The 14,769-nt window shown below is 70.4% G+C and carries 18 protein-coding genes and 1 pseudogene; all 19 read left to right on the top strand.

What is annotated here, in order from left to right; translation table 11 throughout:
* Positions 1-50 precede the first annotated feature (50 nt).
* The 19 genes and pseudogenes from MQP27_RS05700 to MQP27_RS05785 all read left to right on the top strand — a co-directional run bounded on the left by MQP27_RS05700 (position 51) and on the right by MQP27_RS05785 (position 14,089).
* Entirely contained in the window at positions 51-227 is a 177-nt protein-coding gene (locus MQP27_RS05700) for a hypothetical protein (protein ID WP_242761851.1), read from the top strand.
* Positions 220-1,338 (top strand): hypothetical protein, encoded by a 1,119-nt coding sequence (locus MQP27_RS05705; RefSeq protein WP_242761853.1) that lies wholly within the window; start codon positions 220-222, stop codon positions 1,336-1,338. The genes MQP27_RS05700 and MQP27_RS05705 overlap by 8 nt, the downstream gene beginning before the upstream one ends.
* Positions 1,339-1,424: 86 nt before the next feature.
* Positions 1,425-2,141, top strand: coding sequence for a hypothetical protein (locus MQP27_RS05710; protein ID WP_242761855.1), 717 nt, complete (start codon positions 1,425-1,427; stop codon positions 2,139-2,141).
* A 29-nt stretch (positions 2,142-2,170) separates the two neighbouring features.
* The gene (locus MQP27_RS05715) at positions 2,171-2,941 is read left to right on the top strand and encodes a hypothetical protein (protein WP_242761857.1); all 771 of its coding nucleotides are present in this window, start codon (positions 2,171-2,173) and stop codon (positions 2,939-2,941) included.
* Positions 2,942-2,974: 33 nt separating this feature from the next.
* On the top strand, positions 2,975-3,472 hold the full coding sequence (locus tag MQP27_RS05720) for a hypothetical protein (RefSeq protein WP_242761859.1): 498 nt from the start codon (positions 2,975-2,977) through the stop codon (positions 3,470-3,472).
* 19 nt (positions 3,473-3,491) lie between these two features.
* Positions 3,492-4,193, top strand: coding sequence for a hypothetical protein (locus MQP27_RS05725; RefSeq protein ID WP_242761860.1), 702 nt, complete (start codon positions 3,492-3,494; stop codon positions 4,191-4,193).
* Positions 4,194-4,321: 128 nt separating this feature from the next.
* Entirely contained in the window at positions 4,322-6,115 is a 1,794-nt protein-coding gene (locus tag MQP27_RS05730) for a type IV secretory system conjugative DNA transfer family protein (RefSeq protein ID WP_242761865.1), read from the top strand.
* 104 nt (positions 6,116-6,219) lie between these two features.
* On the top strand, positions 6,220-6,456 hold the full coding sequence (locus MQP27_RS05735; protein WP_242761867.1) for a hypothetical protein: 237 nt from the start codon (positions 6,220-6,222) through the stop codon (positions 6,454-6,456).
* Positions 6,453-7,634 (top strand): DnaB-like helicase N-terminal domain-containing protein, encoded by a 1,182-nt coding sequence (locus tag MQP27_RS05740; RefSeq protein ID WP_242761869.1) that lies wholly within the window; start codon positions 6,453-6,455, stop codon positions 7,632-7,634. The genes MQP27_RS05735 and MQP27_RS05740 overlap by 4 nt, the downstream gene beginning before the upstream one ends.
* Positions 7,631-8,233 carry a hypothetical protein gene (locus tag MQP27_RS05745; protein ID WP_242761871.1) on the top strand — a complete coding sequence of 201 codons (603 nt, stop codon included), beginning with the start codon at positions 7,631-7,633 and terminating at the stop codon, positions 8,231-8,233. Before MQP27_RS05740 ends, MQP27_RS05745 begins: the two co-directional genes overlap by 4 nt.
* A complete protein-coding gene (locus MQP27_RS50830) occupies positions 8,223-8,513 on the top strand; it encodes a DNA cytosine methyltransferase (protein ID WP_278195735.1) in 291 nt (96 codons plus the stop codon). Before MQP27_RS05745 ends, MQP27_RS50830 begins: the two co-directional genes overlap by 11 nt.
* Positions 8,506-8,757: pseudogene (locus tag MQP27_RS50835) on the top strand (DNA cytosine methyltransferase); the annotation flags it as partial. The gene MQP27_RS50830 and the pseudogene MQP27_RS50835, both read left to right, overlap by 8 nt.
* A 510-nt stretch (positions 8,758-9,267) precedes the next feature.
* On the top strand, positions 9,268-9,429 hold the full coding sequence (locus tag MQP27_RS05755; protein WP_242763665.1) for a hypothetical protein: 162 nt from the start codon (positions 9,268-9,270) through the stop codon (positions 9,427-9,429).
* A gap of 96 nt (positions 9,430-9,525) precedes the next feature.
* Complete coding sequence (locus tag MQP27_RS05760; protein WP_242761873.1) at positions 9,526-10,137, top strand: DUF4913 domain-containing protein; 612 nt, start codon at positions 9,526-9,528, stop codon at positions 10,135-10,137.
* A 1-nt stretch (position 10,138) separates the two neighbouring features.
* A complete protein-coding gene (locus MQP27_RS05765; RefSeq protein ID WP_242761875.1) occupies positions 10,139-10,948 on the top strand; it encodes a hypothetical protein in 810 nt (269 codons plus the stop codon).
* Complete coding sequence (locus MQP27_RS05770; protein WP_242761877.1) at positions 10,945-11,415, top strand: type II toxin-antitoxin system RelE family toxin; 471 nt, start codon at positions 10,945-10,947, stop codon at positions 11,413-11,415. The genes MQP27_RS05765 and MQP27_RS05770 overlap by 4 nt, the downstream gene beginning before the upstream one ends.
* Positions 11,416-11,447: 32 nt before the next feature.
* A complete protein-coding gene (locus tag MQP27_RS05775) occupies positions 11,448-12,257 on the top strand; it encodes a winged helix-turn-helix transcriptional regulator (RefSeq protein WP_242761879.1) in 810 nt (269 codons plus the stop codon).
* Positions 12,258-12,354: 97 nt separating this feature from the next.
* Positions 12,355-13,209, top strand: a complete 855-nt coding sequence (locus tag MQP27_RS05780) for an SPDY domain-containing protein (protein WP_242761881.1) — start codon at positions 12,355-12,357, stop codon at positions 13,207-13,209.
* A gap of 28 nt (positions 13,210-13,237) precedes the next feature.
* The gene (locus MQP27_RS05785) at positions 13,238-14,089 is read left to right on the top strand and encodes an SPDY domain-containing protein (RefSeq protein ID WP_242761883.1); all 852 of its coding nucleotides are present in this window, start codon (positions 13,238-13,240) and stop codon (positions 14,087-14,089) included.
* Positions 14,090-14,769 lie beyond the last annotated feature (680 nt).

A 14,769-nucleotide genomic window follows, 5' to 3' on the forward strand; every position in this document is an offset into this window, starting at 1 on the left:
TCCCGGCCCCCGAGTCTTCCCGCCCCGAGCGTTCCTAGGAAGTCCCCTTCATGTCTCAGCAGTCCAAGATCCGTCGCCTGGTGCATCGGCTCGTCCAGCGCTACCTCCGCGCCACCGCGGCCAACGCTTCTCACGGCTACATCCCCCTGGCCACGGGCCCGTTCGGCGCCCTGGAAGAATCCCGGCGGCTCGGCGCCCGGCAGGAATCAGGCGTCCGTCATGGCTGAACGGACACCGACGCCCGCCGCCGGCTCTCCTGCGTCTTATTCCGCCACGCCGGCTACAAACGACCCGGCCTTCCTCGCTGCCTGCAGGTCCAACGAGCGTGCGGACCTTGCGACGTTCGCCCAGGGTCTCGCCGCCCGATTGCCCGGCTCCTGGACCGTCGTCGCCCAGGACCATGCCGCGTACGCCGATCAGTTCGCGCTCGCGGAGCGGCTCTGGGACGACGGGCATGTGCAGTGGGCTTTCGAGCAGTTCGTGCTGTCCCGCCACGCCGTGCTCACCAGCGGCACCGGTTGCGGGCTGGTCGTCGTCGACCGCCCGCGGCGCACACGGGAGTTCCTGGTCGCCGCCTTGCAGCCGAGCGGCAGTGACGTCGCGGACCAGGTCAAGACACCCAATGGCATCGTCGTCGACGCGGACCCGGCGCGCGCGGCATCGGCGGTGGCTGACCGGCTGATTCCCCGTTATGAGCAGGCCGTACGTGCGGCACGCGTTGAGCAGGTCGCCGTGGCGGTGGCTGCCGGTGAGCGGGTTCTTGCCGAGTGGGACGCGATCTCCGACAGCCTGTGCGACGCCGGCCACTGGCCCCTTGATGAGCGCTACGGCCTGCGCCAGCAGCAACGGGATGCGGAGATGTGGGCTCTGTTCGCTCCCTTCCTCGACCATGGCCCTGCTCTGGTCGCCCACGCCGAGGAGACGCTTCCGTTCCTGGATCCGCAGGATCGTGCGGAGGGTCGGTGGCCGTACCGGCTTGGGGTGCTGCGCGAGGCATTGCAGGGCGGCGCGCGTGTTCAGGCCGACTTCGAGTTCGTCACCGGTGCGCTCCTGCCGGATCACCCTCGTGCCGGGGCCGCGTTCGCGAGGGCTGTCGTCGAGCGCAATGCCGAAGGCTGGCATTACTCGCTGACCTGGATGGAGAACGGCGGCGTGCTCGTCGAGATGGCACGGGCCGAGCGCGGTCGGCCGGTCAGTTCGCAGCAGTCCGCGCAGGTCCAGGCCGCCCGTGCCCGTTCGCCTCATGCGGTCGGTCAGAGTCCCGCGATGACGGCGGTGTCCGCCGCTACGGCGCCGCCCGGTCTCCTCGCGCAGGACCGCGTGCGCCGATCGCGCTAGCGCACATTTCCCGGCCCCGCCAAATCCGTCTTCGGGCCACATCATCGTCGTCCGCATGGCCCCGACCTCTGCGAGGTGCACTTCTCGTGGCGGAAATACGCCCGCACATCACCGTCGCCCACCACGCCCAGTACGGCGTCGTGGCCGCGATGTCACACGACAACCACGTCGCCGATCACATGCTGCGGCGGGTCGGTTTCGAGCGGCTGCCCGGCAGCCGCCTGTACGCCCTGACCGAGCCGAGCCGTGATCTGACGCGGCGCGGGCAGCAGGCCGTTCAGTCGTTGCGTGCCGCGCAGTACAGCGTCACCTCCGACGCGGTGTACGACCTCAAGACCGCCACCCGACCCAATCCTGGCCAGGGCTTCCTCGACGGGCAGGCGAACAACCCCGTCCCGGGGATCCTCGGTGACGGCGAAGCGGTCTCCGTCTTCGCCCGCGTGCTCGACGCCGACATCCGGTCCGCCCGGATCGTCGTGCACGATCAGGTCCGCGATCCCGACGGCACGTTGCGGGCGGTCGGCACCGACATCCGCACCGGCGAAGGCGTGCTGCTGCACGGCGAGGGTGATCTGCGGTACGTCGAGACGCGGCTGGACAGCACGGCCCTCGCGTTCGACGCGTTCTCCTATATCCGCGGCAACGGACGCCCCGATCCGACTCCCGCGACGTCGCAGCGCCGGGTCCAGGCCGCCACCGCCATCTCCCCGGCCCGCGCGACCACGTCGGTGCCGCAGCGGCCCGACGTCACCGTCGTCTTCCGCCCGGCCCAGGCTCCCCTGCAGCCGGCCCGCGCCCGCTAGGTCCTCCGAACCCGAAGGAAGCCTTCAGCATGAAACTGCAACTCGAGCCCGACGTCGCCTTCGGCGTCCACCCGGAGTTCGGTGTGGTCGCCGCCGTATCGGACGATCACCCGTTCCTCGACGAGGTGCTGCGCAAGCACCACTTCCGCCACAACAACACCCTCGATCTCTACGTACTGTCCGACGACACCCCGCACAACACGGCGGTGCGGGCCGTGGCTCGCGCCAGCCGCGACTTCCAGGACGTCGGCCTCTCGGTCGCCGCCGACCCCCGCATCATGCTGCCGCCGCCGATCCCCACGCCGGACGGGGTGCCCGCACGCCAGGCGCTGCCCGGGCAGTCGCTTACGGCCCTGACCGGGGAACTGCACGAGCTGCGCCGCTCGGCCGATGTCGCCGATGTCCTAGAGCAGATCCTCGACGAACACCACGGCGTCGTCGGCGATTTGGAGGAGTTCATCGACACGGCAGCCGCCTGGTGCGATCGGCTGGGCACCGCCAACGGACGCGAGCTGGGCCAGCATCTGCGCACCATCGCCCACCACCTCGCGTTCCTCGGCGACCAGCTCGTCACCGCCCAGCTCGACCTGTCAGTCATGCCGGACCTGACCCCGGAAGACGCCCCGCCCCTGGCCAACGTACCGCTGCTTCCCCGGTACGAGCTCCCGTCGGTCACCCACACCGCCCGCGCCCGCGCCGCTCTCGCATCCTCCCCGAGTCGCCCGTTCGACCTGCCCACGTCCCCGGCCGAAGCAGCCCATTCACCGGCTCCCCCGTCCAGCCCCCGTCGTACGCGCTGACCTTCCTCCCGATCCCACGAAGGAGTCCGACTCATGGCCGTCCAGAAGATCTGGACCATCAACCACGCCTGCGGGGACACCACTCAGGCCGATCTCTCCGACCGTGCGGCCGACCGCCGGGCCGGATACGCCCGCTGGCTCGCCGAGCGCGACTGCACCGACTGCTGGCGCGCCACCCAGGACGAGGACACCGAGTCCAAGGCCGAGTGGCTGGCGAAGAAGCGGGCCGCCGAACAGGCCGAGGCCGAGGAGTGGTCGGCGCAGTACCGAATGCCCCCGCTGGAGGGCACCGACCGCGCCATCGCCTGGGGCACCCGCTGCCGTCACCAGCTCATGGGCGCCGCGTACACCTCCCTGGTCCTCGAAGGCAGCGCCAGCGAGGCGGAGTGGGCGGCCATCGAGGACGCCGCGCGGCCCCTGACGCGCGCCGGGTGGTGGATCGACCAACGGGACACCGACCCCGCCGACCTGCCCGAACTACTGGCCGCCGCCACCGGAGGCGACCGGCCCACCGAAAACCCGCACTTCTGACCCGCCCGCGGAGGCCTCCATGTCCACCACGCCCCAAGTCGTCATCACCCGCGAACCGACCGGCAACGTCATCGCCGAGGGCGGAGACGAGTTGGCCGTCACCCTTCTCAAGCGCGCCGGCTTCGTCATCGAGACCACGCCGCTCTCCTTCTGGTACCGCCTGCCCTGGGACATGGGCAAGAAGCGCGAGAACCAGATGGCCAGCCACGCCGCCCGAATGCTCACCGCAGTCGGCTACCAGGTCGAACTCGATCCCGGCCTGGACGTCACCCGGATCACCACGCCCACCGATCCCCTCGGCACACGCGTCTACGGGCATCAGATCCTCTCCCTGACTGACACGCTCAATGAGGCCGAGACGTACACGGGGGCAGCCGATCTCGTCGAGCACGTCGTCGACCCGAAGGACGGAGTACTTGTCCGGCTCAGCGAGTTCTTCGAAGCCGCCGCCGAACAGGCCAACGTCGCCGACACCGATGCCGGCTGGGACCTGTCCCACCTCTTTGAAGACGCCGCTGCCACCCTCACCTCTCTCGCCGAGGAGGTACGCGGTGCTGGCCAGCAGATGCAGAGGCTCGGGCCGCCCCAGAAGCGGAGCTGGCAGGAAGGCGTTGCCAGCTACTACGCGACCGCCCCGCACGCGGACACCGGAGTCACGCCCACCGCCGAAGAGCCCTCCGCCACACCATCGACCACGCCCAGGCCGGGCCGGTCTCGCTGACCGGCTGCCCCGCCGCTCCGTCCGACTCCCTTGTTCACCGCCACAACCGCCAGGAGCCCGCTCGTGATCACCAGAGCCACTTGCCGCCCCGCCGCCACCCGTAGGTCCGCACCCCTCTGGATCCCGCCTTGCCATCTCCGCGCACCAGCACGCCCTCGACCACCACCGGCACCGACTTCCTGCTCTACCTCCTGATCGGCATCGCCGGTCTCGGCATGGTGGGAGGCTCGCTGGCCTGGCTGTTCGGCAACCTCACCAACGTCCTGGTCGGCTCCGGTCCGTGGGCTGCCTTCCAGCCGACCAACGCCATCCTGCACCCCGAACTTCTCTGGCCGCACCTCACCCGGCCCGCCGTCCTCACCGGCAGCTACCTGCTGCCCGCCGCCACCCTCACCACGGCAGCCGTACTCGGCGCCCGCCTGTGGTTGCGCGTTCGCCGGAACCCCAACGGGCTGGCCGATCAGCGAGACCTAGCCGACCTGCTCGCCAAGAACGTCGCCACCAAAGCCATCGACCTGCGGCCCAGTCTGAAGGGCACGAAGCCTAAGGACGTCACCCCGGACGACCGCGGCGTCCTGCTGGGCACTTTGAAGCCGGGTGCCACCGAGGTCCGCTCCTCCTGGGAGGATGTACTCCTCGCGATCATGGCGCCCCGCTCCGGGAAGACCTCGGGCCTGGCGATCCCCGCGATCCTGCGCGCCCCCGGTGCGGTATTGCTGACTTCGAACAAGGCGGCCCGCGACGCCTACACGGCGACGCTCGACGAGCGCTCCCGCGTGGGCACGGTGTGGACGCTGGACCCGCAGCAGATTGCCCACGCCCCGCAAACCATGTGGTGGGACATCCTCGCCGACGCTCACGATCTCGCGGGGGCCCGTCGGCTGGCCGGACACTTCGTGACCGCCTCAGTGGACGATTCCAACGCGGGCGACTTCTGGTCCACCGCCGCCGCCAACACCCTCACCGCGCTGTTCCTCGCCGCGGCCCGCGACCGCCGGCCGATCACCGACGTGCTGTCCTGGCTCGCCTCCCCCGCCGACCGCACCCCTATCGACCTTCTGCAAGACGCCGGCCTCGATGCCGTCGCCGCCCAGCTCCAGGGCACCGTGGCCGGAGCCGTGGAGACCCGCGACGGCATCTTCGAGACCGCCCGGCAGTACGCCAGCTGCCTCCTCGACCCGGGCATCGCCGCCTGGGTCACCCCACCGGGCGGCCTGGAGAAGGTACGGGAGTTCAAGCCGGAGGCGTTCGCGACCAGCAAGGACACCCTGTTCCTGCTGTCGAAGGACGGCGGCGGCTCCGCCTCGGCGATCATCGCCGCAGCCGCCGACGCGGTGATGCGCGCGGCCGTCATCCAGGCCGAACGCGACGGCGGGCGCCTCGACGCCCCGCTGCTCGCGATCCTCGACGAGGCCGCCAACGTCTGCAAGATCTCCGACCTCCCGGACCTCTACTCCCACCTCGGGTCCCGCGGCGTCATCCCGATCACGATCCTGCAGTCCTACCGCCAGGGCGTACGGGTCTGGGGCGAGGCCGGCATGGACTCCCTGTGGTCCGCCGCGACGATCAAGCTGGTCGGCTCCGGCATCGACGACGCCGACTTCGCGGACAAGCTCTCCCGCCTCGTCGGCGACCACGACGTACGCACCGTCTCCGTGTCCACGAGCGAGTCGGGCAAGTCCACGTCGGTGTCGATGCGTCAGGAGCGGGTGCTGCCGGCCGACGCGATCCGGGCCCTGCCCAAGGGCTCCGCCCTCCTGCTGGCCACCGGAGTGCGCCCCGCCCTCCTCGACCTCAAGCCCTGGTACCGCGAACCGGACGCCGACCGGCTCGGCGCCGCCTCCGCCCAGGCGACCGCGGCCATCACCGAGCGGGCCCTGGCCAAGCAGCTGCACCGCGACGACTTCGGCCCGGCCGCATGACCGCCCCGGCCCGGCACGACGTGCGCACGAGACACGCGGAAGTACGGCCCGCCGCCTCCCCGAGCCGCTGCTCGGCCTCCCCATGTACTTCTTGAGGTGCTCCCGTGTCCCACCCCGTACCAACCTGGGCATCCGTCCGCCCGTCCGAGCGGCTCGCTGGCACTCCAGCCGTACGCCGCGGCAGCGCATGGTGGCTGGTCACCCCGACCGGCGCCATGTCCGCCTCGGACCCCCTCTTCACCAGCGAACTGGACCGCTTCGCCGCTGACATGGCCGCCGCCGACCGTGCCGTCGCGCGGCTGCGCACCGAGCGCGCGGCCGCGCAGAAGGGCCAGCGGTGACGCCGCTCGTCCAGGCCGAGCAGGCGGTCCTGGGCGCGGTGTTCCTCGACCCCGGCCAACTCGACCAGCTCTCGCCCTGGCTCCGGCCCGATCACTTCTACCGTCCGATACACGCCGCCCTCTACGCCGCGATGCTCAAGCTCCACTCCGACGGCCACCCAGCCACAGCAGCAAAGAGCGGAGACCCGATCCCGCTGTCCTGGGTGACGGATACCGTGCGGGAGGCCAGCACTCGGACCCGGGGACTGACCGCGTCGTACGCCCACTCCTTGATCTCCGCATGTCCGCGCCCCACCCATGCGCCCGTCTACGGGCGGATGGTCCTGGAGGGCGCCATCCACCGTAGCGTCACCCAGCACGCGATCCGCCTCCACCAGGCCGCGCGTGCCGACGCCGTCCGAGGCGGGGTCGAGGAGACGGTCCACCACACCCAGGTCCTGTCCGACGTGCTCGCCGATCTCGCCCACCGGTGGGGAACCGAGCCGCGACCGGTACCGCCCCCGGAGCCGATCACGTCGCCCGCCCAGCAGCCGCAAGCTGCCGACGAACACGTCCTCGCCGACGAGGAGTTCCTCCTCGGCTGCATCAGCGCCCGGCCCGAGCAACTCCTCGACGTCGTCGACTGGCTACGTCCTGGTGACTTCGCGGACACCGGCCACCAGCAGATCTACCGCGCCCTGAGCGCCCTGCACCACCGCAGCGAGCCCATCGACCAACTGACCGTGCTGTGGGAGACCCAGCGCCGGGGCGCGCTATCCGACGGGACGCTCAACGCCGAACGCGTCCTCAGGATCTGCGACCCGCTGTCCTTCTCCGGTGTGGCCGAGCACTTCGGCGAGCAGGTCGTCCAGGCCTCGCTCGTCCGCACAGCCACCGCCGTCGCCCGGCAGGTGCGCGCGCTCGCCGACGACGAAGCCCTGGCCCCAGGACGGCTGATCAGCTACGCCCTGCACACTCTCGGCCCCCTCGACGACGTGCGCCGCCGCTTGCACCTCACACACGAAGCCAGCCCCGAGCTGCGGCGGCCGACCAGTCGGCCCGGTGCGTCACCGCCTGCCGCCCGCATCGAGGCGGCCCGAGCCCGCAGCCGCCCTACAGCTACCCCAGCCCCCTCGGCGCCGGTCGCGGCCTCGTGCGCCGCGCTTCCCGACCGGCACAACCATCGGAGTCCGTCATGACCGACCACGTGGGCCGAGCGGGCCTGGAAAAGGACGAACTGTACGCGCTGGCCCTGGAGTTCGAGCAGCTCCGAACTGCCGTGGTCCGCTCGTACACGCACAGCTCCCTGCCAGACCTCGCCACCGCGTCCCAGCATCTCGGCGCACTGACGGGGCTGGTGAAGGATCTGTCCGACGAGGTCCTCTTCCACGCTACAGACAACGACCCGGGACTCGACCTCGGCCCGGTCATCGCCGGTTACACCAGCGCGTCCGCCCCGGCGGGACGTGCCATGAACAACTACACCGAAGCCTTCGAACAGCTCGGATTCCTGCGCAGGTACGCGAAAGCCACGGCCTCGGCGGATCTAAGCGATGCTCGCGGGGCCGCGTTCGCCGTCGCGCAGGACCAGCTGGACCTCACCGTGGACTCGCTGAAGGAAGCCTTCGTCACACTGCGGCGCGCCGCCGACCGGATCGACGGCACTCCACCTCGTGTTCTCGCCGCGTTGAGCCGCTCCGCACGACCAACGAACTCGATCTACCGCCTGCCCGTGGAACCGCCCGCTCCGAGTCCGGTCCGGCTCGCCTACACCCCGGCGCCCCGCCATGGCCGCTGACCTGACCTCGGCGCAGTCTCCGCCGTCGATCGGGAGCCTGTGTTCCGGGTACGGCGGTCTGGATCTCGGCGTCCAGGCAGTCCTCGGCGGAACGATCGCCTGGCATGCCGAGATCGATCCGGGAGCGGCCCGGATCCTGTCCCGGCACTGGCCCACCGTGCCGAACCTCGGCGACATCACGGCCGTGAACTGGGCCGAAGTCCCGGAGGCGTGCGTCCTGACAGCCGGGTTCCCCTGTCAAAGACGTCTCGGTCGCCGGCCGTCGCGCCGGACTGGCTGATGGCACCCGGTCCGGTCTGTGGCACCACGTCGTTCGCGCCATCGAAGCCCTCAACCCCTGCCTGGTGGTGATCGAGAATGTCCGAGGGCTCCTCACCTCGCCCGCCGGTTCCCCTGGCGACATGGAACTCTGCCCGTGGTGTCTGGGAGACACCGCAGGCCAGCCTGCTGTGCGCGCACTCGGTGCCGTACTCGGCTCCCTGGCCGACATCCGGTTCGATGCGCGCTGGTGTGTGCTTCGCGCCGCTGACGTCGGAGCCCCGCACCGTCGCGAACGGATCTTCCTCGCCGCCTGGCCCTCCGGACGGATCACCGCTGCTCAAGACGCCGACCAGCAACCTGGGCGCCAACGGGGGCAGCCAGCACCCGGCGAAGCGCAAGCAGGGCGGCCACGGCCCGAACCTGGCGGACGAGGTCGAGTGGCTCCTGCCCACCCTGAAAGCCTCGGACGGAACCAAGGGCTCGCCCAACCAGCGCCACGGCAACGGGGACTTGACCCTGCCCTGGGCGGCGGCACGCCTGCGGCCCGCCCCGGATGCCACGTCCACACGCACGGCCGGGCAGCGGAAGAGCTCGATGGGCAGGGCTCCGTTCACGCAGTCGCTGCCGCTGTTCGGGGACCCGTCGGCCACGGGGGACGGGCCGAGATCTGGGGGCCGTACGCCGCGGCGATCACCCGCTGGGAGCGGGCCACCCGTCCAGCGCCTCGGCCGACCGACGACGCCGGCCGCCTCAGCCCGCGGTTCGTGGAGTGGATGCAAGGACTTGCGCCCGGCTGGGTGACCGGCACCCCGGGGCTGGGACGCCCCGCCCAACTGACCGCTCTGGGCAACGGAGTTGTGCCCCAGCAGGCCGCCCGTGCCCTGCAGATCCTGGCCCCGCCCTGGACCGTGTGCCGCCATCACGCGCCGCGCTGACCTGGGCCTTCTACACCCACTTTCCCGGCCGGGCCAAACCCCCGTTTCTCCAGAACCTCGTCACCCCACCCACCAGAACTTGCACCAGGGGTAGCCATGTCCGAACCCGCCCACGAGAGCGAGCCGGTGCGCATACCGGACCACGACCTCGACGACCTCGTCGCCACGGTCACCCGGCTCGTCGCCGAGAGCCGCAAGCAGGGCGAGACGCTCGCCCGGCTCACCGACGACCAGCCCGCCCCACAGGACGGCGAACCAGCCGATCCCGAGCACCCTGACAGCCCGGCGTCAGCCCCCGCCCCGGCCGAATCCAACGCCGACGGCGCCAAGAGCGACGGACCGGCCTCCGTCTTCATCCTGGCGCTCGGCGCCCAGGCGTACGCCGTGGAACTGGCCGCGCTGACCAACTGGGTACACAACCTGCTTCTGCCGGTCTACGGACGGGAGATCACCACCGGCCGCCCGTGGTGCCATCAGTGGCAGGAGCACCCCGAGGGGGTGGCCCGGCTGCACGCCCTCTGGCTCGCCTGGCAGCAACTCACCGATGTCCAGGCCGGCCTCACCGGTCCCTCCACCTGGCACCGCGACCACCTAGACCCAGCCTTGCTCCAACTCCGCACCCCAGATGGCCCTTTCGGCGCCTGCACCACCAGTGCGGCCCGACCCCACCACCGGCTGCTGGCCTCGCCCGAGCCCGTCGGAGTCTGAGATGGCCGGCACGCACGAACCCTCTGCGCCGGACTACCGGCTCGACGGTTTCCAGGCCGTCACCGATCAGATCGAGGACGACTTCTCCTCCGTCACCCTCTCGGACGACCTGTTCGTTCCCCTCGCCGAGCACCACAGCGCCGACGACCGCGACAGCTACCTGCTGCTGCACGATCGCTCCGCGATCTGGGACATCCCTGGGATGGCGGAGTACGTCACGCTGCACATCACCCGCGACATCGAGCAGCGCACATTCGACTTCGCTTCCGAGCGCCACCCGGTCGTTCCGCTGGCGCAGAACTGGCTGCTCCGCAGGGGCTGCCCGCCGGAAGTCGTCAGGGGATCCCACCCCCACGGGCCCCGCCCTGCCGACGGACTCACGGCACGTCTTGAGGGCCTGCTGCGGGCCAACTCCGGCAACCGGTACGAGGTCCTCGATCACTACACCGACAACCCATGCTCCTTCGACGTCGGAGTCGAGGTCCGCACGCTCGTCTACGACAGCCATCCCGACTCTGTAGATGCGCCGTATCGCCTCTTCCTCGAAGAGACGACCAAGGACCTGCGCTCCCACACCGTGCGGGAGGGCGCCTTCACCAGCGCCGAAGAGGCCGATACGTGGATCACGGAACGGGACTCACCGCTCCCCCTGGCACCTGCCCCACCGAGCGCCGTCGGCCGCAGGGCGGCAGCCGCCCGCGCTCGCTCCACGGTCACGGGCAACGGCCTCGCCGTGGCTCCGGCACCCGTATCACCACCGCGGTCAGCGACAGGGCCTGCCCCGGCGCACTCCCGTGGACGCGAGCGATGAGCCGGGCACGGTACGCCTTCGCCGCCCATCCCGAGGCTCTCGCCGACCTGCGCGCCGTCCCGGAGAACATCCGCGACCTGGCCCTGCTCGAACTGCAGCACCTCGTCCACGGCAACGAACGCGGCGCCGCCCTCCAGCGCGAACTGGCGGGCTGCCACAAGGTCTACGTCGACCCGGAAACCCGCTGGCGACTGGTCATCCAGTACCGGGACGCTCCCGCTTCCTCCCAGCACAAACGGGAGATCTACCTCCTCGCGGTCGGCGAGCGCCAAGACCAGGCCGCCTACCGCACCGCGGCCCTCCGGCTGGAGCGCGAACGGGCGGCCACCGCCACGTCCCCGCACGACCGGCGAACCCAAGCCGCCAGGGCCCGCTCTCCTCAGCACCGCGGCGGGCAGCCGATCACCGCTGCCCAGCAACCCGCGGCAACGACCTCCGTCACGAACCGCACCACGCGGTCCCGCTGACCGCACTCAACCACCCTTCGGAGAACCCCACCGTGCCCGACCTCGCCAACTCACCCACCCCTCACACCGAACTCGTCGACCAAGCTGTCGCCCGCCTCTCACCGCGTTGGACCACCTGGACCCTGCAGACCATGCAGCAGCACGGCCCCATGCGCCTGACCGAACTCAACTCCGCGCTGCCGTGGGTCGGTGTCCACGCCATGGCCCAGATCGTGCGCCGCATGCAGACCAGCAATCTCCTCGACCGGCCTCAGTTCGGCGTGTACGACCTCACCCCGCTCGGCCGCCACACCAACGACGTCCACCGCGCGCTCTCAGCCTGGCACCGCATCCACCTCACGGACGGCACGTCGTCACCAGGAGAGGCAGAACGCGTACAACCGGAACCCGTAGAAGTCGTGCTCAGCCGACTGCGCGGGAAGGGCACGATCCCCCTTCTCCACACCCTCGCACAGCACGGTCCCCTGCCCAACGGTGCGCTACGAGACGAAGCCGGGCTCGCCACCGGCTCCTTCCACTACCGCATCACACAACTTCAGACCCACCAACTCATCACCCGCACAAGCCCCTTCTCCGGCCGAGGCACCGAGTACACCCTGACGTCCGCGGCCCGTGGGCTCACGCCGGTGTACGCCGAACTCGCGGAGTTCGCCCGTAAGGCAACCCCAGCGACAGCCCTCCCTGACGAACACGGTGCGACGGCGCAGTACGCCATACGCGCGAGCGCGGCAGTGCACCGCAGTCCGGTTGCCTCTTCCGAGCTGTTCTCGCACGTCCCCGACTCGCCGCCGCGCGTACCGGCGTACGTAACTGCACTCTCGCACCCGTCCCGGACCAGGTGACTCCAGTGCAGACAGCCAGAGCCGCCGCGCGACCGCGCCCACGTGCCCCCACACGAGCCGTTCAGCCGCCCGTGTCCCACCGCCCGAAGGCCCTCTCATGCCCAGCCTGGATCCCCTCGCCCTCGACCCGAACGCGGATGTCCTGGTCAGCCCCGGCTACCTCGCCGGTCCTGGGGACAACCTCAGCATCTTCAACTCCCTGGAACTCGCTCCCGGTTGGACCAAGGCCGTCGCCTTCGGCACCGACACGTACTACACGAGCCCATGCCAGCGCGTACGCGTCGCCAACGCCCTGGAGAGCTTCTACGGCGGATGGACCATCTCCTACACCGAGGACCCACTCGGCGTCCCCGACTGGATCACCACGTTCGACCGGAACACGCCCCACGAGATCGTGGCCGCCTTCACCGAGACCCTCGTCGAGGGAGTGCACAACAACTTCGCCGACTACCTCAGCGGTGGCCGGCGCTACACAGGCACCAGCCCCGCGTCCCTGACCGCGCGCCACCGGTGGGAGCCGGTACACGGCACCCGGCCGTTCCGTACGGTCTCCCCCGACGGCCACGCCACCTATCAGATGAGCGTCGGCTGGCTACACGAGTACGACGAGCTGCTCACGCCCGAGAAGTCGACGTGGCGCATGTCCGCCGGCCCCGACCCCGTGTACACGCCGAGCTGGCAGGCCTTCTTCAGCCGGTACACCCCGCAACACCTCATCACGGCCTCCACCGCCGTATTCACGGACCCCACCCCCGTGCCGCGTGCCCTGGACCAGATCCCCGACCGGCACCGCTCACTGATCTCGGTCGCCCGCGCGGAAACGACCAGGCCCGACCCGCGGGCCGCAGCGGCGCTCGCGCGCAGCACCCAGACCCAGGCGATACACGTACCTCCGCCTCTGGCCGCGCCGACCTCGCTCGCCGCGCACGTCGGCTCCCGACGGCAGCGCTAACCCCCACCCTCAGCCCCGGAGTCCCACCGTGTCGATCACCGCCCCCGAGGGCGACCTGTACGTCTCACCGCTCTACCTCGCCGGCTGTACCGTCACCGGCGACCCCGCCCTCGCACCACTCCTCGATCACGGCTTCGCCCTCCACGACGACGAGCTGGCGAACGTGTACGTCTCCTCCCCACAACGGCACATACGCCTTGGCTATCTGCCCGAGGGGGAGGACAACACGCTGTGGAAAGTCGCCGTCCACGCCGATCCCTTCGGCCCTGCGCACTGGATAGCCACCTTCGACACACCCACCCCCACCGAACTGGTGACCGCCTTCACCACCACCCTCGCCAGCACTTACACGAAGGGGCCGGACGCCTACCTGTCCAGTGCGGACCATCCGATCGACGAGGCCCTGCGACCCCTGACACGAGCAGGGTGGCAGCGCACGGACACGTGGGCTGCCACCACGTGCACCGCCCCCGACCAACTGGCCGGCCTCACCTACTCGCGCCGACTCCCCAACGCGCAGGCCGAGCTGCACTCCGACACGCACCGATGGCTGCTGTGGGGTGGCAAGGACGGCTACCACTCACGCTGGTATGCCTCTTTCACCTCTCACACGCCCCTCCACCTGATCGCGGCGACCACCGCGCGCCTTGCCGACCCCACACCCGTGCTCCGGTATGCGCCCGAGGTCCCGTCCCGAAACTGCGGAGCGGCCCACATCACTCCAGTCACACCGCCGGTACCGACTCCACTGGATGTCCGCCGAGTTGCTGCCGCTCGCGCTCGCAGCACCATTTCCCGGGCCGTCGTGCGTGCCCCCACGGTGGCAACAGCATCCGGTCCCAGCGCCGTTCTTCCGGCCCGCGCCTACCGGCGTCGATAAGCGACGCTCCACACAAGGGAAACCACGTGAACGGCAATGCACTCGACGGTCCCATCAGACCCGTCCGCAGATGCCCGCCAGAGTCGATGGCCGTCGCCGTCGAGTTCGGCCACCACATGCGACGCACGTTCGTCTCCCAGTCAGGCTCCTTCGAGCAAACACACCAGCGAAGCAGTGATCACGCGGTGACGGCCTCCGAGGGGCAGAAGCTTGACCGGCGACTCCCCCCCCGTTTGATCAGTGCGTGAAGGTGGCTACTTGAGACGCCGAGCGCGGTCGCGGCCTTGGGGACGCTCACCGTAGCGGGCCAGGAGCGAATCTCATCGAGAGTCGGGCCGTTACTGGACTTCGAGCGGCCGTCGGCGACATCACTCGCGGTGACCTGCGCATGAGCAGTTCGCTCGGTGAGGGGCCGCTCCCACAGCCGGAGCAGGGCGCGCAGCCGGGCGATGTCCTCTGGGGGTGGCAACGGCGCGTTGTCCACGAGGTTGCGGATGTGCGCCTCCCGTTCCTCAGGCGTCATTGGCCTGCGCTCGGTCCGTACGACTGGGCTCGGTGAGGTGTTCGCGAATCATCATGCCGTGTCCCCTGCTCTGGCCGCCCACTCACGCTCGATTCGCTCTGCCGCGAGGCGTTCAGCGGCGGGGCGAGGATAGGTCTGAGCTGGGCAATCATCTCAG

This window comes from Streptomyces cylindrosporus (assembly GCF_022698165.1).
GTDB lineage: Bacteria > Actinomycetota > Actinomycetes > Streptomycetales > Streptomycetaceae > Streptomyces > Streptomyces cylindrosporus.